Annotated in this window: 18 protein-coding genes; 12 read left to right on the plus strand and 6 right to left on the minus strand. The window is 75.2% G+C overall.

Features of this window, described 5'->3' with window-relative positions:
* Window positions 1-105: 105 nt before the first annotated feature.
* Window positions 106-1,797 (minus strand): PucR family transcriptional regulator, encoded by a 1,692-nt coding sequence (locus tag CNQ36_RS26495; protein WP_121547819.1) that lies wholly within the window; start codon window positions 1,795-1,797, stop codon window positions 106-108.
* Window positions 1,798-2,141: 344 nt separating this feature from the next.
* Between CNQ36_RS26495 and CNQ36_RS26500 the strand changes: the two genes are divergently transcribed.
* Genes CNQ36_RS26500 through CNQ36_RS26515 form a run of 4 tightly spaced genes read left to right on the plus strand, consistent with a single transcriptional unit; the run spans window position 2,142 to window position 7,237 of the window.
* The gene (locus CNQ36_RS26500; RefSeq protein WP_004923230.1) at window positions 2,142-3,032 is read left to right on the plus strand and encodes an FAD binding domain-containing protein; all 891 of its coding nucleotides are present in this window, start codon (window positions 2,142-2,144) and stop codon (window positions 3,030-3,032) included.
* A complete protein-coding gene (locus CNQ36_RS26505) occupies window positions 3,032-3,604 on the plus strand; it encodes a (2Fe-2S)-binding protein (protein WP_121548606.1) in 573 nt (190 codons plus the stop codon). Before CNQ36_RS26500 ends, CNQ36_RS26505 begins: the two co-directional genes overlap by 1 nt.
* Before the next feature lie 2 nt (window positions 3,605-3,606).
* Window positions 3,607-5,991, plus strand: a complete 2,385-nt coding sequence (locus tag CNQ36_RS26510) for a xanthine dehydrogenase family protein molybdopterin-binding subunit (RefSeq protein WP_040905833.1) — start codon at window positions 3,607-3,609, stop codon at window positions 5,989-5,991.
* Between the two features lie 58 nt (window positions 5,992-6,049).
* Window positions 6,050-7,237 carry an XdhC family protein gene (locus tag CNQ36_RS26515; protein ID WP_121547820.1) on the plus strand — a complete coding sequence of 396 codons (1,188 nt, stop codon included), beginning with the start codon at window positions 6,050-6,052 and terminating at the stop codon, window positions 7,235-7,237.
* Here CNQ36_RS26515 and CNQ36_RS26520 read toward each other — a convergent pair.
* Together CNQ36_RS26520 and CNQ36_RS26525 are read right to left on the minus strand one after the other, a co-directional pair.
* Window positions 7,224-8,177, minus strand: coding sequence for an endonuclease/exonuclease/phosphatase family protein (locus tag CNQ36_RS26520; protein WP_206278513.1), 954 nt, complete (start codon window positions 8,175-8,177; stop codon window positions 7,224-7,226). The two genes, CNQ36_RS26515 and CNQ36_RS26520, sit on opposite strands and share 14 nt — an antisense overlap.
* A gap of 165 nt (window positions 8,178-8,342) precedes the next feature.
* The gene (locus tag CNQ36_RS26525; RefSeq protein ID WP_121547821.1) at window positions 8,343-8,783 is read right to left on the minus strand and encodes an SRPBCC family protein; all 441 of its coding nucleotides are present in this window, start codon (window positions 8,781-8,783) and stop codon (window positions 8,343-8,345) included.
* 414 nt (window positions 8,784-9,197) lie between these two features.
* Between CNQ36_RS26525 and CNQ36_RS26530 the strand changes: the two genes are divergently transcribed.
* The 7 genes from CNQ36_RS26530 to CNQ36_RS26560 all read left to right on the plus strand — a co-directional run bounded on the left by CNQ36_RS26530 (window position 9,198) and on the right by CNQ36_RS26560 (window position 15,784).
* Window positions 9,198-10,205 (plus strand): glycosyltransferase family 2 protein, encoded by a 1,008-nt coding sequence (locus CNQ36_RS26530; protein ID WP_121547822.1) that lies wholly within the window; start codon window positions 9,198-9,200, stop codon window positions 10,203-10,205.
* The gene (locus CNQ36_RS26535) at window positions 10,202-10,786 is read left to right on the plus strand and encodes a D-glycero-alpha-D-manno-heptose-1,7-bisphosphate 7-phosphatase (protein WP_121547823.1); all 585 of its coding nucleotides are present in this window, start codon (window positions 10,202-10,204) and stop codon (window positions 10,784-10,786) included. The genes CNQ36_RS26530 and CNQ36_RS26535 overlap by 4 nt, the downstream gene beginning before the upstream one ends.
* Complete coding sequence (locus CNQ36_RS26540; protein ID WP_121547824.1) at window positions 10,783-11,772, plus strand: glycosyltransferase family 9 protein; 990 nt, start codon at window positions 10,783-10,785, stop codon at window positions 11,770-11,772. The genes CNQ36_RS26535 and CNQ36_RS26540 overlap by 4 nt, the downstream gene beginning before the upstream one ends.
* A complete protein-coding gene (locus CNQ36_RS26545; RefSeq protein WP_121547825.1) occupies window positions 11,769-12,719 on the plus strand; it encodes a glycosyltransferase in 951 nt (316 codons plus the stop codon). The genes CNQ36_RS26540 and CNQ36_RS26545 overlap by 4 nt, the downstream gene beginning before the upstream one ends.
* Window positions 12,716-13,684 (plus strand): glycosyltransferase family 9 protein, encoded by a 969-nt coding sequence (locus CNQ36_RS26550; RefSeq protein WP_121547826.1) that lies wholly within the window; start codon window positions 12,716-12,718, stop codon window positions 13,682-13,684. Before CNQ36_RS26545 ends, CNQ36_RS26550 begins: the two co-directional genes overlap by 4 nt.
* 331 nt (window positions 13,685-14,015) lie before the next feature.
* Window positions 14,016-14,891 carry a glycosyltransferase family 2 protein gene (locus CNQ36_RS26555; RefSeq protein ID WP_121547827.1) on the plus strand — a complete coding sequence of 292 codons (876 nt, stop codon included), beginning with the start codon at window positions 14,016-14,018 and terminating at the stop codon, window positions 14,889-14,891.
* Window positions 14,888-15,784 (plus strand): glycosyltransferase family 2 protein, encoded by an 897-nt coding sequence (locus tag CNQ36_RS26560; protein WP_121547828.1) that lies wholly within the window; start codon window positions 14,888-14,890, stop codon window positions 15,782-15,784. Before CNQ36_RS26555 ends, CNQ36_RS26560 begins: the two co-directional genes overlap by 4 nt.
* 45 nt (window positions 15,785-15,829) lie before the next feature.
* Here CNQ36_RS26560 and CNQ36_RS26565 read toward each other — a convergent pair whose 3' ends face one another.
* Complete coding sequence (locus CNQ36_RS26565; RefSeq protein ID WP_121548608.1) at window positions 15,830-16,759, minus strand: polysaccharide pyruvyl transferase family protein; 930 nt, start codon at window positions 16,757-16,759, stop codon at window positions 15,830-15,832.
* Window positions 16,760-16,810: 51 nt separating this feature from the next.
* Window positions 16,811-16,942 (minus strand): hypothetical protein, encoded by a 132-nt coding sequence (locus tag CNQ36_RS35615; protein ID WP_266104751.1) that lies wholly within the window; start codon window positions 16,940-16,942, stop codon window positions 16,811-16,813.
* 112 nt (window positions 16,943-17,054) lie between these two features.
* On the opposite strand from CNQ36_RS35615, the gene CNQ36_RS26570 reads away from it, so the two are divergent.
* Window positions 17,055-18,173, plus strand: a complete 1,119-nt coding sequence (locus tag CNQ36_RS26570) for a winged helix DNA-binding domain-containing protein (RefSeq protein WP_121547829.1) — start codon at window positions 17,055-17,057, stop codon at window positions 18,171-18,173.
* 105 nt (window positions 18,174-18,278) lie between these two features.
* Here the strand turns inward: CNQ36_RS26570 and CNQ36_RS26575 are convergent, their stop codons facing one another.
* Complete coding sequence (locus CNQ36_RS26575; protein WP_121547830.1) at window positions 18,279-19,070, minus strand: S1 family peptidase; 792 nt, start codon at window positions 19,068-19,070, stop codon at window positions 18,279-18,281.
* Window positions 19,071-19,245 lie beyond the last annotated feature (175 nt).

The raw sequence follows: 19,245 nt of genomic DNA on the forward strand, positions 1-19,245 counted from the left end.
TGGCCGCATCTCAGCACGAACAGCGGGGCCCGGCCAAGAGGGTGGGTGAAGGATTTCACAAAGTCGTCCGCCAGGGGCCCGAACCGCCGGAAGGGACGCGCCGGATCAGCTCATCCGCAGCGCCAGGAAGAAGTCCAGCTTGTCCTCCAGCCGCGACAGGTCACGGCTCGTCAACTGCTCGATGCGGCCGACGCGGTAGCGCAGCGTGTTGACGTGCAGGTGGAGCCGGGACGCGCAGCGCGTCCAGGAGCCGTCGCAGTCGAGGAACGCCTCCAGGGTGGGGATCAGCTCGGCGCGGTGACGGCGGTCGTAGTCCCGCAGGGGGTCGAGGAGCCGGGCGGTGAAGGCACGCCGTACGTCGTCGGGGACGAAGGGCAGCAGCAGGACGTGCGAGGCCAGTTCCTGGTGGCCGGCCGCGCAGACCCGGCCCTGCCGGGCCGCGGCCACGCGCCGGGCGTGCCGTGCCTCCTCCAGCGCCCCGCGCAGCCCCTCCGCCGAGTGCACCGCGGCGGAGACGCCCAGGGTGAGCCGCCCGTCGTCGTCCAGACCGGCGGTGAGCGGACCGCGTACGGACTCCAGGAGCGTGTCCGCGAGGACGCCCGTGCCGGAGCCGTCGTGCTCCTCACCGCCCACCGCGGGCAGCGGGACGAGGGCGACCGCCTCGTCGCCGGTGTGGGCCACCGCGATGCGGTCGGACTGCTCGGGCCCCGTCGACGCCGGGTCGACCAGGATCTCCTCCAGCAGCGCCTGGGCCGCCGCCCCGTCCTCGGCCTCACCGCCGTCCCATTCGACGCGGGCCACCACGACCTGCCAGTGCGGCGCGCTCCCGAGGCCGGGCAGCAGCACCGGCGCGGCCACCCGCAGCCGCGCCGCGATCTCGGCGGGCGCGGCGCCCGTCTGCACCAGCTCCAGCACCTCCTGCGCGAGCCGCCTCCGCACGGAGCGCGCCGCGTCCCGCCGGTCCCGCTCCACGGCGATCAGCTGGGTGACCCCGTGCAGCAGGTCCAGCCGCTCGCCGGCCCAGTCCCCGGCGTCCGCCTCGACCGCCAGCACCCAGTCCGACAGCACCGTCCCGCGCGCGTCCCCGGCCGCCGGCGCGGTGCGCCCGCCGCCGGACACCGGGAAGAGGCTGTACGTCGTCTGGCCCACGGTCACCCGGTGCGGTACGCGCCGGCCGCCGCGGGCGGCGGCCAGCTGCTCCGCGGCGAGCGTCGCGCACACCTCGGCGGGCAGCGCCGGAGCCGTCTCCCGCTGTCCGGCCGTCTTCGGCCCCGCGATCAGCCGTCCGGTCGGCGACAGCACCCAGGCGCGCAGGTCCAGGTCGGTGCCGAGCAGGTCCAGCACCACGTCGGGGCCGCCGCCCGCCGGGCCCGAGGTCATCATCCGGCGGTGCCGGTCCACCACCGCCGCCAGGTCCCCGGCACGCTCGCCGGACACCTGCCGGACGACGTGCTCGGTGACGGTCGCGAAGGCCACCGACTCGTGCACCGCGAACAGCGGCAGCCGGTGCCGCGCACAGGCCGCCACCAGGTCGTCCGGCACGTCGCCCAGCTCCGCCGTACCGGCCGCCAGCGCGGCCACCCCGGCCTGCACCAGGCGCCGTACGAAGGGCTCGGAGTCGGCGGCGTCCCGGCGCCAGGCCAGACCCGTGAGCACCAGCTCCCCGCCGGAGAGGTACCGGCTGGGGTCCCTGAGGTCGGTGGTCATCACGCCGCGCACACCGCGTTCCAGCTCGTCCGCGCCACCGAGCAGCTTCAGGCCCAGCGCGTCGGTGTCCAGCAGTGCGCGCAGCCGCATTGTCGTCTCCGTCGTTTCATGTCTCGATACCTGCGATGGACCGGGGGAGGGTCTTCCGGTGAGGGCCCGTCGGGTGGCTGATCAGCGATGTCGGCCGTGTCCTGGACCGTGGCCCCTGCTTTCCGGAGGAAGGTGAAGAGGCCGCGTGGGGCCTCTGTTCATACGAATCTACAAGATGCCCGCGTTGGCCAGCCAACTCCTTCATGGTTTCCGTGACTGACCAAGCGGGGCACACGGCGGTGTACTGGCCCCACCCCGAGTGAACCGCGCACCGACGAGCCGGGCCCGCCGCACACGGATTGGCTCAGTCCGAACGCCCATCGAGAGGAAGAAAAGAGCCGATCATGGAATTCCTACGCCCCGCCAGCTGGGAGGAGGCGCTCGCCGCGAAGGCCGAGCACCCCGCCGCTGTGCCGATCGCGGGTGGCACCGACGTGATGGTCGAGATCAACTTCGACCACCGCAGGCCCGAGTACCTCATGGACCTCAACCGCATCGGCGACCTGTACGCGTGGGAGGTGGCCGGGGACACCGTACGGCTCGGCGCCTCCGTCCCGTACACGAGGATCATGGAGGAGCTGCGCGCCGAACTGCCGGGCCTCGCCCTCGCCTCCCACACGGTCGCCTCCCCGCAGATCCGCCACCGCGGCGGAGTCGGCGGCAACCTCGGCACCGCCTCCCCGGCCGGCGACGCCCACCCGGCGCTGCTCGCCGCCGGGGCCGAGGTCGAGGTGGAGTCGGTGCGCGGAGCGCGCCGCATCCCCATCGACGACTTCTACACCGGCGTGAAGCGCAACGCGCTGGAGCCCGACGAGCTGATCCGCGCGGTCCACGTCAAGAAGGCCGGAGGACCCCAGCAGTACTCCAAGGTCGGCACCCGCAACGCCATGGTCATCGCCGTGTGCGCCTTCGGCATCGCCCTGCACCCCGGCACACGGACGGTGCGCACCGGAATCGGCTCGGCGGCCCCCACCCCCGTGCGGGCACGGGCCGCGGAGGAGTTCCTGAACGCGGCGCTGGAGGAGGGCGGCTTCTGGGACAACGGGAAGATCATCACCCCGTCCGTCGCCAAGCGGTTCGCCGACCTGTGCGCCGGCGCCTGCAACCCCATCGACGACGTCCGCGGCACCGCGGGCTACCGCCGCCACGCGGTCGGCGTCATGGCCCGCCGCACGCTGACCTGGACCTGGGAGTCCTACCGCGGCGCCGGCCGCACCACGGAGGGAGCCGCGTAATGCGCGTCGAGTTCACCGTCAACGGACAACTCCAGCAGGCCGACGACGTCTGGGAGGGCGAGTCCCTGCTCTACGTGCTGCGCGAGCGGCTCGGCCTGCCCGGCTCCAAGAACGCCTGCGAGCAGGGCGAGTGCGGCTCGTGCACGGTCCGCCTCGACGGCGTGCCGGTGTGTTCCTGTCTCGTCGCCGCCGGCCAGGTGGAGGGCCGGGAGGTCGTCACCGTGGAGGGCCTGGCGGACCACGCCGCGCAGCGCTCCCGCGGCGCCCGCGCGTGCGGCACCCCGCTGGACGAGGCCAGGGCCTGGCAGGCCAGGGGCACCGACCCGGGGGCCGGCGAGGACACCCCGCTCTCCCCGGTCCAGCAGGCGTTCATCGACGCCGGCGCCGTCCAGTGCGGCTTCTGCACCCCCGGTCTGCTGGTCGCGGCCGACGAGATGCTGGAGCGCAACCCCGACCCGTCCGACGCCGACATCCGCGAGGCCCTCTCCGGCAACCTCTGCCGCTGCACGGGCTACGAGAAGATCATGGACGCGGTCCGCCTGGCCGCCGCCCGCCAGTCCGAGGGGGTCTGAACATGCCCACCAACGGTGTTCCCACCAGGATCACGCAGGGCTCCGGGACCAGGGGCGGCATCGGCGAGTCCACCCTCCGCCCGGACGGCACCCTCAAGGTCACCGGCGAGTTCGCGTACTCCTCCGACATGTGGCACGAGGACATGCTCTGGGGCCAGATCCTGCGCTCCACCGTCGCCCACGCCGAGATCGTGTCCATCGACACCGGCGAGGCGCTCGCCGTGCCCGGCGTGTACGCCGTGATGACGTACGACGACCTCCCCACCGAGGTGCGGAACTACGGCCTGGAGATCCAGGACACCCCGGTCCTCGCGCACGGCAAGGTCCGCCACCACGGCGAGCCGGTCGCGATCGTCGCAGCCGACCACCCGGAGACGGCCCGCCGGGCCGCCGCCCGGATCAAGGTCGAGTACCGGGAACTCCCCGTCGTCACCGACGAGGCCTCCGCCACCGCCCCCGGCGCGGTCCTCGTCCACGAGAACCGCGACGACCACCACATCGGCCACGTGCCGCACCCCAACATCGTGCACCGCCAGCCCATCGTGCGCGGCGACGTGGCGTCGGCGCGGGAGCGCGCGGACGTGATCGTCGAGGGCGAGTACACCTTCGGCATGCAGGACCAGGCCTTCCTCGGCCCCGAGTCCGGGCTCGCGGTCCCCGAGGAGGACGGCGGGGTCCACCTCTACATCGCCACCCAGTGGCTCCACTCCGACCGTCGCCAGATCGCGCCCGTCCTCGGTCTGCCCGAGGACAAGGTACGCATGACCCTGGCCGGCGTCGGCGGCGCGTTCGGCGGGCGCGAGGACCTGTCCATGCAGATCCACGCCTGTCTGCTGGCGCTGCGCACCGGCAAGCCCGTCAAGATCGTCTATAACCGCTTCGAGTCCTTCTTCGGGCATGTCCACCGCCACCCGGCCAAGCTGTACTACGAGCACGGGGCGACGGCGGACGGCAGGCTCACCCACGTCAAGTGCCGCATCGTCCTGGACGGCGGCGCGTACGCCTCCGCCTCCCCGGCCGTGGTCGGCAACGCCTCCTCCCTCGGCATCGGCCCGTACGTGGTGGACGACGTCGACGTCGAGGCCGTCGCGCTCTACACCAACAACCCGCCCTGCGGCGCCATGCGCGGCTTCGGCGCGGTCCAGGCGTGCTTCGCCTACGAGGCGCAGATGGACAGGCTGGCGGCACGGCTCGGCATGGACCCGGTGGAGCTGCGGCAGCTCAACGCGATGGAGCAGGGCACGATCATGCCCACCGGGCAGCCGGTCGACTCCCCGGCGCCGGTCGCCGAACTCCTGCGCCGGGTCAAGGCCATGCCCATGCCCCCGGAGCGCCAGTGGGAGAGCAGCGAGGGCGCCGACGTGCGCCAGCTGCCGGGCGGACTGTCCAACACCACCCACGGCGAGGGCGTCGTACGCGGGGTCGGCTACGCGGTCGGCATCAAGAACGTCGGGTTCTCCGAGGGCTTCGACGACTACTCCACCGCGCGGGTGCGGATGGAGGTGCTCGGCGGTGAGCCGGTCGCCACCGTGCACACCGCGATGGCGGAGGTCGGCCAGGGCGGCGTCACCGTCCACGCGCAGATCGCCCGCACCGAGCTCGGCGTCGTCCAGGTGACCATCCACCCCGCCGACACCCGGGTGGGATCGGCCGGCTCGACGTCCGCCTCCCGGCAGACGTACGTCACCGGCGGCGCGGTCAAGAACGCCTGCGAGCTGGTCCGGGAGAAGGTGCTGGAGCTGGGCCGGCGGCGGTTCGGGTCGTACCACCCGGCCTGGGCGACCGCCGAACTGCTGCTGGAGGGCGGCAAGGTCGTCACCGACGGCGGCGAGGTGCTCGCCGACCTGGTGGACGTCCTCGGCGACGAGGCGGTCGAGGTCGAGGAGGAGTGGCGGCACCGGCCGACCGAGCCCTTCGACCTGCGCACCGGCCAGGGCAACGGCCACGTCCAGTACTCCTTCGCCGCCCACCGGGCCGTCGTCGAGGTCGACACCGAACTCGGCCTGGTGAAGGTGATCGAGCTGGCCTGCGCGCAGGACGTCGGCAAGGCGCTCAACCCGCTGTCCGTGGTCGGCCAGATCCAGGGCGGCACCACGCAGGGCCTGGGCGTGGCGGTGATGGAGGAGATCGTCGTCGACCCGAAGACGGCGAAGGTGCGCAACCCGTCCTTCACGGACTACCTCATCCCCACCATCCTCGACACGCCGTCCATCCCGGTCGACGTGCTCGAACTCGCCGACCACCACGCCCCGTACGGCCTGCGGGGCGTCGGGGAGGCACCCACCCTGTCCTCGACCCCGGCGGTGCTCGCGGCCATCCGCGACGCCACGGGCCTGGAGCTGAACAGGACGCCGGTCCGCCCGGAACACCTCACGGGCACGGTGTAGCCTCCGGCCTCCGGCTCACCCGCACCCTGCCCGCACCCGCCGCCGAGGAGACCGAGACATGCTGGACATCGCCGAGGAGCTGAACCGGTGGGTCGGGCAGGGCCGCGACTTCGCGGTCGCCACGGTGGTGGAGGTCGGCGGCAGCGCTCCGCGCCGGCCCGGCGCCGCGCTCGCGGTGGACGCCGACGGCACGGCGCTCGGCTCCGTCTCCGGCGGCTGCGTGGAGGGCGCGGTGTACGAGCTGTGCGCGCAGGCGCTGCGGGACGGCGAAACCGTCCTGGAGCGCTTCGGCTACAGCGACGAGGACGCCTTCGCGGTGGGCCTCACCTGCGGCGGGGTCGTCGACATCATGGTCACCCCGGTACGGGCGGCGGACCCCGTCCGCCCGGTGCTCGCCGCGGCGCTCGCCGCCGCGGCGAGCGGGGAGGCGGCGGCGGTGGCGCGGATCACCGGCGGTCCGCGGGAGCTGAGGGGCCGCGCGCTCGTGGTCCGCCCGGACGGCTCGTACGAGGGCGGCTTCGGCGCCCACCCGGAACTGGACCGTACGGTCGCCGCCGAGGCGGGCGCCCTCCTGGACGCCGGCCGCACCGGCACCCTGGAGATCGGTGAGCGGGGCTCGCGCTGCGGCGCACCGCTCACCCTCCTGGTGGAGTCCTCCGTTCCGCCGCCCCGGATGATCGTCTTCGGCGCGGTCGACTTCGCGTCGGCGCTGGTCCGGGTCGGCAAGTTCCTCGGCCACCACGTCACGGTGTGCGACGCCCGGCCCGTCTTCGCCACCCGGGCCCGCTTCCCGGAGGCCGACGAGATCGTCGTCGAGTGGCCGCACACCTACCTGGAGCGCACCTCCGTGGACGCCCGCACGGTCCTCTGCGTCCTGACCCACGACGCCAAGTTCGACGTGCCCCTGCTGAAGCTCGCGCTGCGGCTGCCGGTGGCGTACGTCGGCGCCATGGGTTCCCGCCGCACCCACCTGGACCGCGAGGCGCGGCTGCGCGAGGTCGGCGTGACCGACCCGGAACTGGCCCGCCTCAGGTCGCCGATCGGCCTCGACCTGGGCGCCCGCACCCCGGAGGAGACGGCCCTGTCCATCGCCGCCGAGATCGTCGCGAACCGCCGCGGCGGCAGCGGAGCCTCCCTGACCGGCGCCCACACCCCGATCCACCACGACGGGCCGGGCGCGCCCGCGGGCACGCCCGGCCCGTCGTGGTGCGACGAGATCAGCGCGGAACGCCCTACTTCAGGGTGACGGTGCCCGTGAGGATGCGGTGGTCGGAGCACAGGCCGACGGTGCAGTTCTCGGAGGTGACGAGGGAGTCGGCGCTGTAGCTGCCCGGGGACGCGAGCGCGGACTCGCGGACCAGGATGAGGTCGAGCTTCTGCGCGCCTCCGCACGGGGAGTTGGTGGCGCCGGCGTTCGTGGTCGGCTCGCCGTAACCCCAGCAGTTTCCGGGGTCGTTGTCGTCGAGCTCGCGGTAGGCGCCGACGTTGTTGTCGTTGTACTGCGTGTCCACCGAGGCCGAGTAGACCGGGTTCATGGACGGATAGTGGGGCTGGACGTTGAAGTCGCCCGCGATCAGGACCTTCTCGCCGGCTCCGTGCCAGCCTTCCAGCCGGTTCTTGATCTCATTGATCTGCGTGTACTTGACCGAGTCGACGGTGGTCAGGTGAGTTGCGCAGAAGCGCACCCCCGAGCCGTCGGCGAGCGGCGCGCACAGCAGGTTGCGGCGTTCGTACAGGCTTCCGTCGTCGGCGAGGTCTATCCGCGCCGCGGTGCCCAGCGGCCGCTTGCTGAAGATGGCGTTGCCGAACTCGTCCTCGTCCTCGCCGCAGACGCCGGTGTTGGCGGCGCGGCTCGGCTCGAAGCGGGCGAAGTTGGTCTCGTCCACAGGCCAGTTCTTCGCCCTGAGCTGCTCGACGAGGGCGTCGTACTGGCCCCTGCACAGTTCGTTGAACGCGGCGAAGTCCGCATCGCGGTTCACCATCGACGTGGCGGCCAGCGACACCATGTTGGTGTCGCTGCTGCCGCGGTGGAAGGTATTGCCCGCGACGTTCCACTGCCAGACGTTGTAGGTCCCCGCGCTCGAGGCCTGGGACTGCGCCGTGTCGGCCTGCGCCGTGGCCGTCGGCAGCAGCACGGCGAGGAGCGCGCCCGCCGTTGCCAGCCACGCCCTGCGGAACTGTCGCATGAGAAGAGTCCTCCCGTTGCACGGCCGTCCCCAAGTCCGGGACTTTGCCATGTGTTTGTCTTCTTGGCTGCGTCTGTATATCACGCGTTGATCACGCTGGCCCGGTAGTTTTCCGGTGCGGCGATTGCCGTAAGACGTACGGGAGTTGCCTTCGCCGTCGCGGGGTCACGCCTGCCGGAGCAGGCGGTTCACCGCGCGTCCGAAGACGAGGCGGCCCGCCCGGGAGAGTGCGGCGTCGCCGAAGGGGGGCAGGAAGCGGACCCGGATGTCCTCCCGCCACACCACGTGCGTCCGGCCGCCCGGACCCGGGCGCACCTCGATCTCGGCCCAGCCGGTGACGAACCGGCCGCGCTTCTCCAGGCGGCAGAAGCCCGGCGAGCCGTCCGCCGGGGGCCGCCAGACCGTCACTTCCATCGGGTCGTCGAAGGCGAGCGGGCCCAGGCCCGTCCGGGCGACGAAGACGGTGCCCTCGCCCGTGGGCGGGGGAGTGGTCACCCTGACCCGGGTCATCGGCACCACGGCGCCGTGGCGCGGCCACGTGGTGAGCCTGCGCCACGCCTCGTCGAGGGGGAGGGGCGCCGTGCGCCGGAGCTGGAAGAGGGCCACGGGAGGATCCTAGGCAATCCGGCACGTCCGGGTGCGGGCCACCCGCCCGGCACCACGGGTACGGCGCTCCCGGCTCCGCCTTGCCCGCGGCCGGCAGCCGGGGGACCGCGGTGTCCTCGGTACGGTCCCGTGGCGGGCGCACCAGGGGGCCGGTGCGGCGCTGTGGCTGCGCGTGGGAGCGCCCGAGCTCCTGGCGGGTACCGTCCGGCACCAGCTCCGTCGGGCGGCCGTGGAGCCCAGGTGGGGAGGGGGCCGGCCGTGTGAGGGCCGTCACCCGGTCGGACGCCCGGGTGTTTGGGACGACCGCGAACGCGGCACCCGCGTTCCGGTGGACCCCACACTCCCGCAGGGACGGAGCACAGCCGCGATGCGCATCCTTCGTACCGAGGCCCCCCTCCCCAGGAGGACGTCCGGATGACGTCGTACGCCGTCGTGATCCCCACCCTGCTGCGGGACTCCCTCGCCGACTGCCTCGCCGCGCTGGCCGCCGCGCACGGGCCGCGACCCGACGAGATCGTCCTCGTCGACGACCGGTCCGACCCCGATCCCGCACCGGACGCCGCCGCCCACGCCCTGACCGTCCTCGGCGACCTGCGTGACCGCACCACCACCGTCGTGACCGGCGGAGGCCGCGGGCCCGCCGCCGCGCGCAACACCGGGCTGCGCGCCGTCACCGCGCCCTGGGCCGTCTTCCTCGTCGACGACGTGCAGGTGGGGCCGTACTGGTGCGCCCAGCTCGTCCGGGACCTCGAGGAGGCGCCCCCCGACACCGCCGGCGTCCAGGGCGTCATCAGCGTGCCGCTGCCCGGCGGACGCCGCCCCACCGACTGGGAACGCGGCACCGCGGGCCTCGCGCGCGCCCGCTGGACCACCGCCGACATGGCCTACCGCACCGAGGCCCTCGAGCAGGTCGGCGGCTTCGACGAACGCTTCCCCCGCGCCTTCCGCGAGGACGCCGACCTCGCGCTGCGCCTCCTCGACGCCGGCTGGCGCATCCGCAGGGGCCACCGCCTCACCCGGCACCCCGTGCGCCCCGCCTCCCGCTGGGCGTCGGTGCGGCAGCAGCGCGGCAACGCCGACGACGCCCTGATGCGGCGCCTGCACGGCCCCGACTGGTGGGACAAGGCGGTCGCGCCGCGCGGCCGGATCCGCCGGCACGCGGTGATCACCGCGGCCGGCGCCGCCGCCTGCGTCCTGGCCGCGGCCGGACACCGCAGGGCGGCCACCGCCTGCGCGGCCGGCTGGGCCGCCGGCACCGCCGAACTCGCCCGCGCCCGCATCGTGCCCGGCCCGCGCACCCGCGACGAGGTGACCACCGTGGTGGCCACCAGCGTGGTCATCCCGCCCGCCGCGACCTGGTACCGGCTGGCGGGCGCCTGGCGCCACCGGAACGCCCCCGCCTGGCGCGAGGTGGCCCGGTGAGCCCGGTGAAGGCGGTGCTGTTCGACCGCGACGGCACGCTGGTGCACGACGTCCCCTACAACGCCGACCCCGCCCTGGTGCGGCCCGTCGACGGCGCCCGCGAGGCGCTCGACGCGCTCCGCGCGCGGGGCGTGCGCACCGGCGTCGTCACCAACCAGTCCGGCATCGGGCGCGGACTGCTCACCGACGCCGACGCCCGCCGCGTCAACCGGCGCGTCGAGGAACTCCTCGGCCCGTTCGACGTCTGGGCCATGTGCCCGCACGCCCCCGACGACGGCTGCCACTGCCGCAAACCCCGCCCGGGCATGATCCTCTGGGCCGCCGGCCGTGTCTGCGCGAGCCCCGCCGACTGCGTCGTCGTCGGCGACATCGGCGCCGACGTGGAGGCCGCCCGCCGGGCCGGCGCGCACGCCGTCCTCGTGCCCACACCGGAAACCCGCGCCCAGGAGGTGAGCGCCGCGCCCCACGTCGCCCCGGACCTGCGGACGGCCGTCCGCATGCTCCTGACCGCCCCGCCCTGGGACCGGCCCGGCGCGGCCGGCCCCGGGACCGGGCGACGGCCCGAGCGGAGGCCGATGTGAAGGCGCTCGTGACCCGGCTCGACAGCTTCGGCGACGTGCTGCTCGCCGGGCCCGCCGTGCGGGCGGTCGCCGCTCGCGCCGACACCGTCACCCTGCTGTGCGGGCCGCACGGGGCGCCCGCCGCGCGGCTGCTGCCCGGAGTGGACGAGATCCTCGTCTGGGACTCGCCGTGGACCGGCTTCCAGCCGCCCCGCGTCGACCGGGCCGACATCGACGGCCTCGTCGCCGCCGTCGACGCCGACAGCGCGCTGATCCTGACCTCCTTCCACCAGTCCCCGCTGCCCACCGCCCTGCTGCTGCGCCTCGCCGGCGTCGGCTTCATCGCCGCCGACAGCGAGGATTACCCCGGCTCCCTCCTCGACGTGCGCCACCACCGCGCCCCCCACGCCCACGAGGCCGAGGCGGCGCTGGACCTGGCCGAGGCCGCCGGCTTCCCCCGCGTCGACGACGGACGGCTGCGCGTGCTCCCGCCGCCCGCGGCCGGCCCGCTGACCGGCCCCGGGGAGTACGTCGTGGTCCACCCCGGCGCCAGCGTCCCGGCCCGCGCCTGGAGCCCCGGACGGTGCGCGCAGGCGGTACGCGAACTCACCGCCGCCGGACGCCGGGTGGTGGTCACCGGCGGGGCGGGCGAGCGGGACCTGACCGCGTACGTCGCCGGCGACGCGGCCGTCGACCTCGGCGGCCGCACCGGCGCCGCCGAACTCGCGGGGGTGCTCGCCGGGGCCGCATGCGTGGTCACCGGCAACACCGGCCCCGCCCATCTCGCCGCCGCCGTCGACACCCCCGTGGTGTCCCTGTTCGCGCCGGTCGTCCCCGCCGAACGCTGGCGGCCGTACGGGGTGCCGTACGTGCTGCTCGGCGACCAGGACGCGCCCTGCGCGGGGACCCGCGCCCGGCGCTGCCCCGTACCGGGCCACCCCTGCCTGGACACCGTGACCGCGCTCGACGTCGTCGCGGCGGTCGACAAGCTCGTGGAGGCGCCATGAGGATCCTGCTGTGGCATGTACACGGTTCGTGGACCACGGCCTTCGTCCAGGGCCCGCACACCTACGTCGTCCCCGTCACCCCGGACCGCGGACCCGACGGACTGGGCCGCGCCCGCACCTTCGACTGGCCCGACTCCGTCGTCGAGGTGCCCCCGGAGCGTCTCCGCGAGGAGGACGTCGACGCCGTCGTCCTGCAGCGGCCGCACGAACTCGCCCTCGTCGACCGCTGGCTGGGCCGCCGCCCGCCCCTGGTCTACCTCGAGCACAACGCCCCGCACGGTGACGTCCCCGACACCCGCCACCCCGCGGCGGACATCCCCGGCGTCACCCTCGTCCACGTCACCCACTTCAACCATCTGATGTGGGACGGCCGCGGCACCCCCGCCACCGTCATCGAGCACGGCATCGTCGACCCCGGCCCCCTGTGGACCGGCGAGCTGCCGCACGCCGCCGTCGTCGTCAACGAGCCGGTGCGGCGCGGCCGGACCACCGGCACCGACCTGCTCCCGGCCTTCGCCCGCGCCGCGCCGCTCGACGTCTTCGGCATGGGCACCGACGGCCTCGCCGGCCACCTCGGCCTGCCCGCCGGCCGCTGCCGCACGCACGAACTCACCCAGGCCGCGCTGCACGAGGCGCTGGCCCGCCGCCGGGTCTACGTCCACCCCGTGCGCTGGACCTCCCTCGGCCTCTCCCTGCTGGAGGCCATGCACCTCGGCATGCCCGTCGTCGCCCTCGCCACCACCGAGGTCACCGAGGCGGTACCGGCCGGCGCCGGCGTGGTGTCCAACCGCCTCGGCGTACTGACCGACGCCGTACGGGACTTCGTGGCCGACCCGGCGCACGCCCGCCGCACCGGCGAGCGCGCCCGCACGGCGGCGCTCGCCCGCTACGGGCTGCCCCGCTTCCTGGACGACTGGGAACGGCTGCTGAAGGAGGTGACCCGGTGAGCGCCGGCGCCCGCCCGCGGGTCCTGGTGCTGCGCGCCCTCGGGCTCGGTGATCTGCTCGCCGGGGTGCCCGCGCTGCGGGCGCTGCGGCGGGAGTTCCCCGGACACGAGGTCGTACTGGCGGCGCCCGCCGGGCTCGCCCCGGTCGCCGCCGCCACGGGAGCGGTCGACCGGGTGCTGCCGGCCTCCGCCCCCGGGCGGGCGGTACCCCGCACCCTCGACTGGACCGGCCCGCCCCCGGACGTCGCCGTGGACCTGCACGGCAACGGCCCGCCCAGCCACCGCCTGCTGCAGCGCCTGCGCCCCCCGCGGCTGCTCGCGTTCGCCCACCCGTCGACCCCGGAGATCGAGGGCCCGCCCTGGTACGCGGACGAGCACGAACGGGACCGCTGGTGCCGTCTGCTCCGCTCGTACGGCATCGACGCCGACCCCACCGACCTGCTGCTGGCCCGCCCGCGATCCGTGTCCCCCGCGCCCGGTGCCGTCGTCCTGCACCCCGGCGCGGGAGCCCCCGCACGCCGCTGGCCCGTGGAGCGGTACGCGGCCGTCGCCGGCGCCCTGCGCGGGCACGGGCAGCGGGTCGTGGTCACCGGGGGAGCGGGCGAGGAGGACCTGGTGGCGCGGCTCGCCAAGGAGGCCCGGCTGCCCGACACCGACGTCCTCGCCGGCGGCCTGCCCTTCGGCCGGCTCTCCGCGCTCGTCGCCGGCGCCCGCGCCGTCGTCAGCGGCGACACCGGCATCGCCCACCTGGCGGTCGCCCACGCCACCCCCACCGTCACCCTCTTCGGCCCGGTCCCGCCCGCCCGCTGGGGCCCGCCCGCGCAACCCCGCCACATCCCGCTGTGGCACGGCCCGGAGGGCGACCCGCACGGCCGGAGCCCCGACCCCGCACTCCTGCGCGTCACCCCCGACGAGGTCCTGCACGCCCTCGACCGGCTGCCCACCCGACCGGACCCCGCGCCATGACCACCCCCGACCGCCACCACCCCACCCGGCCGCACGCCCACGCCCAGGAGTCCCGCCCCCGCACTCCGGGGCGTCACCCCGGCCGAGGTCCTGCAGGCCTTCGGCGGTCTGCCGGTACGGGTGGAGCGCGCACCATGACCGTCCCCGGTCGCCGCCACCCCGCTCGGCCGCACGACTGCGGTCAGGAGTCTCCGGGGCGTCACCCCGGCCGAGGTCCTGCACGCCTTCGGCGGGCTGCCGGCATGGGCGGAGCGCGTGCCACGGCCGCTGCCGGCCGCGCCGGGTGGCCGCATGTCTGCGGGCAGGTGTGCCGGGTGAGGAGGTGCGCGTCATGACCGGTGCGCGGCGCGTCGGCGTCGTCATCGCCACCCGCGACCGCCGCGACCGGCTCGCGGTCACCCTCAGCCGGTTGCGCGAGCTGCCCGAACGGCCCGAGATCCTCGTCGTCGACAACGCCTCCACCGACGGCACCCGGGAGATGGTCGCCCGGGACTTCCCCGGCGTGCGCGTGCTGGCGCTGCCCGTCAACCACGGCGCCCTCGCCCGCAACCACGGGGCCCGCGCCCTGCGCACCCCTTACGTGGCGTTCAGCGACGACGACTCCTGGTGGGCGGCCGGCGCCCTCGCCCGGGCGGCGGAGCTGTTCGACGCCCACCCCCGGCTCGGCCTGATCGCCGGCCGCACCCTCGTCGGCCCCGCCGCCCACTCCGACCCGCTCAACGCCGTGCTCGCCGGCTCCCCGCTCGGTCCCGCCCCCGACCTCCCCGGCACCCAGGTGCTCGGCTTCCTCGCCTGCGGCGCCGTCGTCCGCCGCCGGGCGCACCTCGACGCCGGCGGCTTCCACCGGCTGCTGTTCTTCGGCGGGGAGGAGACCCTGCTCGCCTACGACCTGGCCGCCCGCGGCTGGGGCGTCACCCACTGCCCCGAGGTCGTCGCCCACCACCACCCGGCGCCCTCGCCCCGCCACGGCCGACCGGCGCTCCAGCGCCGCAACGAACTCCTCACCGCGTGGCTGCGCCGCCCCGTCCCGTACGCCCTCTCCCGCACCGCGGCCCTCGCGGCCGAGGCGCGCGCCGACCAGCAGGCCCGGCGCGCCCTGCGGGAGGCCCTCGCCCGGCTGCCGTCGGCCCTGCGCGAGCGCAGGCCGCTGCCCCCGCACGTGGAACGGGCCGCCCGCCTCCTGCAGCCGGAAGGGGCGACCGTATGAGCGACCCCCGCACGACCGTCGTGGTCATCACCCACAACAGGCGCCGGGAACTGCTCCGCACCCTGCGCCACCTCGCCGAGCTGCCCGAGGCGCCGCCGGTGATCGTCACCGACAACGGCTCCACCGACGGCACCGCCGACGCCGTCGCCCGCGACCACCCCGGCGTCCGTCTGGTGCGCCCCGGCCGCAACCTGGGCGCCGTCGGCCGCAATCTCGCGGTACGGGACGTCCGCACGCCCTACGTCGCGTTCTGCGACGACGACTCCTGGTGGTCGCCCGGGTCCCTGGCCGGCGCCGCCGACCTGCTCGACCGGCACCCCGCGCTCGGCACGGTCACGGCGCGGATCATCGTCGAACCGGACGGCACCGACGACCCGATCGTCCGCGAACTGCGGGACTCGCCGGTACCCGGACCGCCCTGGCTGCCCGGACCGGCCCTCGGCTCCTTCCTGGCCGCCGCGACCGTGCTGCGCACCGGCGCCTTCCGCACCGCAGGCGGCTTCCACCCGCGCCTGTGGCTCGGCGGCGAGGAGGAACTGCTGGCCGCCGACCTGGTCGCCGACGGCTGGTGGCTCACCTACGCCGATCACCTGACGATCCACCACCAGGCGTCCGAGGCACGGGACGCGACCCTGCGCCGGAGGCACGGCATCCGCAACACCCTGTGGTTCACCTGGCTGCGCCGCCCGGCCCGGCCCGCCCTGCGCCGCACCCTGAACCTGGCCCGTACCGTGCCGCGCGACACGGCCTCCCTGCGCGCCTTCGCGGAGGCGGCCGCGGCCCTGCCCTGGGTACTGCGGGAGCGCCGCGTCCTGCCCCGCGAGGTCGAGTCCCGGCTGCGCCTGCTCGAACCCGCCCAGCGCACCTCCACGGCCCGCCGCTACACCGGCTGAGACGCACCGCCCGCCCGCCGGCGCCGACCCGCGCGCCCGCCCGTGCTAACCGGTGCCCGCGCGTGTCGCCAGCACCTGCACCAGCCGGTCCGCTCCGTCCGGCACCCGCCCCTCACGGAACGCGTCCCGCATCTGCCGGGCGGCCACCCGGCCCGAGGTCAGACACCAGTCCCACCAGCGGTCCAGCCGCCTGGCGTCCACCTGTTCGGCGCCCACCAGCGCGGGCCACCCGCAGGCCCGGGCCTGCGCGGTCACCTTGGCGCCGCCCGCGACCGGGTCCACCGCCAGCACCGGCGTGCCGACCCGCAGCCCGAGGACCAGCCCGTGCAGCCGGTCGGTGACGACGAGGTCGAGCCGCGCCAGCACCGACTCCACCTGCGCCGGCGTCGCGCTCAGATGCCAGTCGCGGGTGTCCAGCCGGGTCTCCAGCTCCAGTCGGGCACAGTCCTTCCCGGCCAGCCAGCGCGTCACCCGCTCCGACACCTGTTCGTGCCGTCGCCGCGGCCCGTACTCGTGCTGCCCGTCGGTGAGGATCACCCCGACCACGGGCCGGGCGGGCACCGCGGGGGCGCGGGCCGCCAGGTCCTCGGAGGGCTCGCTGCCGGGGCCGTCCCGCGCCAGCACGCGGTGGAAGCCGCGCGCCGCCTCCCCGTCGGGGTCGATCACCGACGTCCCCACGGCGATCCGCACACAGTGCGCGAAACGCCGGTGCAGCTCCTCGACCTGCGGCCCGTGCAGCGGCCCGCACACGAACACCAGATGGGAGTAGTCACCGGGCCGTACGTCGTCGAAGTGCAGGTCCGCCGGCCGGAAGCCGGGGCTCCAGACGACGTCGTACGCCATTCCCGCGCCGCGCAGAACCTCCTCCACCCGGCGCAGGGCCAGCACGTCCCCGGCGGTGGCCTCGCCGTCGCGGAAGCTGAACCAGCCGGTCAGCAGGACCCTTCGGGGTCCCGAACGCTCTCGTCCGTACACGATGCGCACCGAGTGCCCCACTCCGGCGCGGGGCAATCGGCCCGGCGCGGGTCAGCCGGCGCGGGGCGCCGGAGCCGGCTGCCGCCTCACCGCCGGGTGGCCGGCCGGCGCCCGCAGCGCCTGGTCCCGGGCACGCTCGGCCACCTCGCGCGCCTCGGCCACGACGTCACCGCGCTCCCGCACCAGTCCGTCGTAGACCGTAGGCCGTCGGGGGCGGGGGGAGAGGATGTCATGGGGACTGCTCCAGCCTCCGTCGCGGACAGAACCTGACCGCGAGGGCGGCTAGCGTGCCGGTATGACGAAGACGAAGCGGGGCGCCGCCCCCGCGCCGGCCGGTGTGCTCGGCGCCCGGGCACTGAACCGGGCCACCCTCGCGCGGCAGCTGCTGCTGCGCCGCTCGCCGATGACCGCCGAGGAGGCGGTCGGTCACCTCGTCGGGCTCCAGGCGCAGAACGTCAAGCCGCCCTACTACGCGCTCGCCGCCCGCCTCGACGGCTTCACGCCCGAGGCGCTGTCCGGGCCGATGGCCTCCCGCGCGGTCGCCCGCCTCGTCACCCTGCGCTCGACCATCCACACCCACACCGCCGACGACTGCCTCACCCTGCGCCCCCTGGTGCAGCCCGCCCGCGACCGCGAGCTCAACTCGTTCCGCAAGGGCCTCGCGGGTGTCTGCCCGGACCGGCTCGCCGCCCTCGCCCGAGAACTCGTCGAGGCCGAACCGCGCACGATGGGTCAACTGCGCGAGGCCCTGCTGAAGGAGTGGCCCGACGCCGACCCGGGGGCCCTCGCCGTCGCCGCCCGCTGCAAGCTGCCCCTGGTGCAGATCACGCCGCGCGGACTGTGGGGCCGCTCGGGACAGGTCACGCTCACCACCGCGGAGCACTGGCTGGGCAGGCCCGCCGAGCCCGCCCCGTCGCCGGACGGCACCGTGCTGCGCTACCTCGCCGCCTTCGGACCGGCCTCCGTGAAGGACATGCAGGTCTGGGCCGGCCTGACCCGGCTGCGGGAGGCCTTCGAACGCCTCCGCCCGCGGCTGGTCACCTTCCGCGACGACAACGGCGTGGAGCTCTTCGACCTGCCGGACGCGCCCCGCCCCGACCCGGACAGCCCGGCCCCGCCGCGCTTCCTGCCGGAGTTCGACAACCTGCTCCTCTCCCACGCCGACCGCGCCCGCGTCGTACCGCCCGAATACCGGGGCCGCCACTGGCGGGGCAACATCGCCTACCGCACCCTCCTCGTCGACGGGTTCCTCGCGGGGCTGTGGCGGCTGGACGGGGACGCCCTCGTCATCGAGACGTTCGGCCGGCTCGGCAGGGACCGGTGGGAGGAGGTCGCCGCCGAGGGGGAGCGGATGCTCCGCGTCCTGCACCCGGGGACGGCGTACGACGTCCGCCCCGGGACCGTGCGGGGGTGAACCCGGACATGGAGAGGGGGCGCTGCGGGCTGCTCGTGGAAGCTCGCAACGCCCCCTGGTCTGCCACCTGAGGGGTACTCAGGAACTCGTGGGGTCTCCGGCGTCTCAGCCGTTGACCTGTGCCGTCACATCCGCGGAGAACGTGGTGAGCCGGGTGTAGACGCCCGGGTAGCCGGCCGCCGCGCAGCCGTCGCCCCAGGAGGTGATGCCCGCCAGCCGGCCGCCGATCAGCAGCGGTCCGCCGCTGTCGCCCTGGCAGGTGTCCACGCCGCCGGAGGAGTAGCCGGCGCACACCATGTCGCTCTGCACGTACCGGGTGCCGTAGGAGCCGCGGCAGCTGGTGTCGGAGACGGTCGGCACGGTCGCGGTGCGCAGCTGGTTGGAGGAGCTGCCGCCCGAGGAGGTGGTGCCCCAGCCGACGATGCGGGCGGTCGTGCCGGCCGCGTACACCGAGGTGTCCGAGGAGGACACGTAGGGCGCCGCGGTGTACGGCATCGACGTCGACAGGGTCAGCACGGCCACGTCGTCGCCCCGGGTGACGCTCCGGTAGCTGGGGTGGACCCATATCCTGCTGACCCTGGCGACGGTGCCGTTGGTGCCGTTGAGGTAGGTGCGCCCGCCGACGACGCGCACACTGCTCGTGGTCTCGCCGGCCATGCAGTGCGCGGCCGTGACGACCTTGGTGGGGGAGACCAGGGTGCCGCCGCAGAACTGGTTCTGGGAGGCGTCGGTGATCTGCATCATGAACGGGTACGCGGACGTCGTGGTCGTCGTACCGCCGACGATGGGCTGCGGGGCGGCGACGGCGGACGGGGCGGCGATCAGCGCCGTCGCGGCGGCGGCAGCGGCTGCCGCGACGAGGGCGGCGGCCTTCTTGGCAAGGGTGAACCCAGACATGGTTCTCCTCGTGGGGTTGCCGGTGGGGGTCGCACGGGGTGGGGGGTCGAGCACGAGGGCCTCGGGGCCGGTCCTCGTGTGCCCGGCGAGCGGCACGGCGTTCACGTTAGGACCGGGAGCGGGACCGCCCCAATGAGGGAACCCCCTAGGGCTGTTGGGCAGGGATAACCCTCGG

Source organism: Streptomyces fungicidicus, from assembly GCF_003665435.1.
GTDB lineage: Bacteria > Actinomycetota > Actinomycetes > Streptomycetales > Streptomycetaceae > Streptomyces > Streptomyces fungicidicus.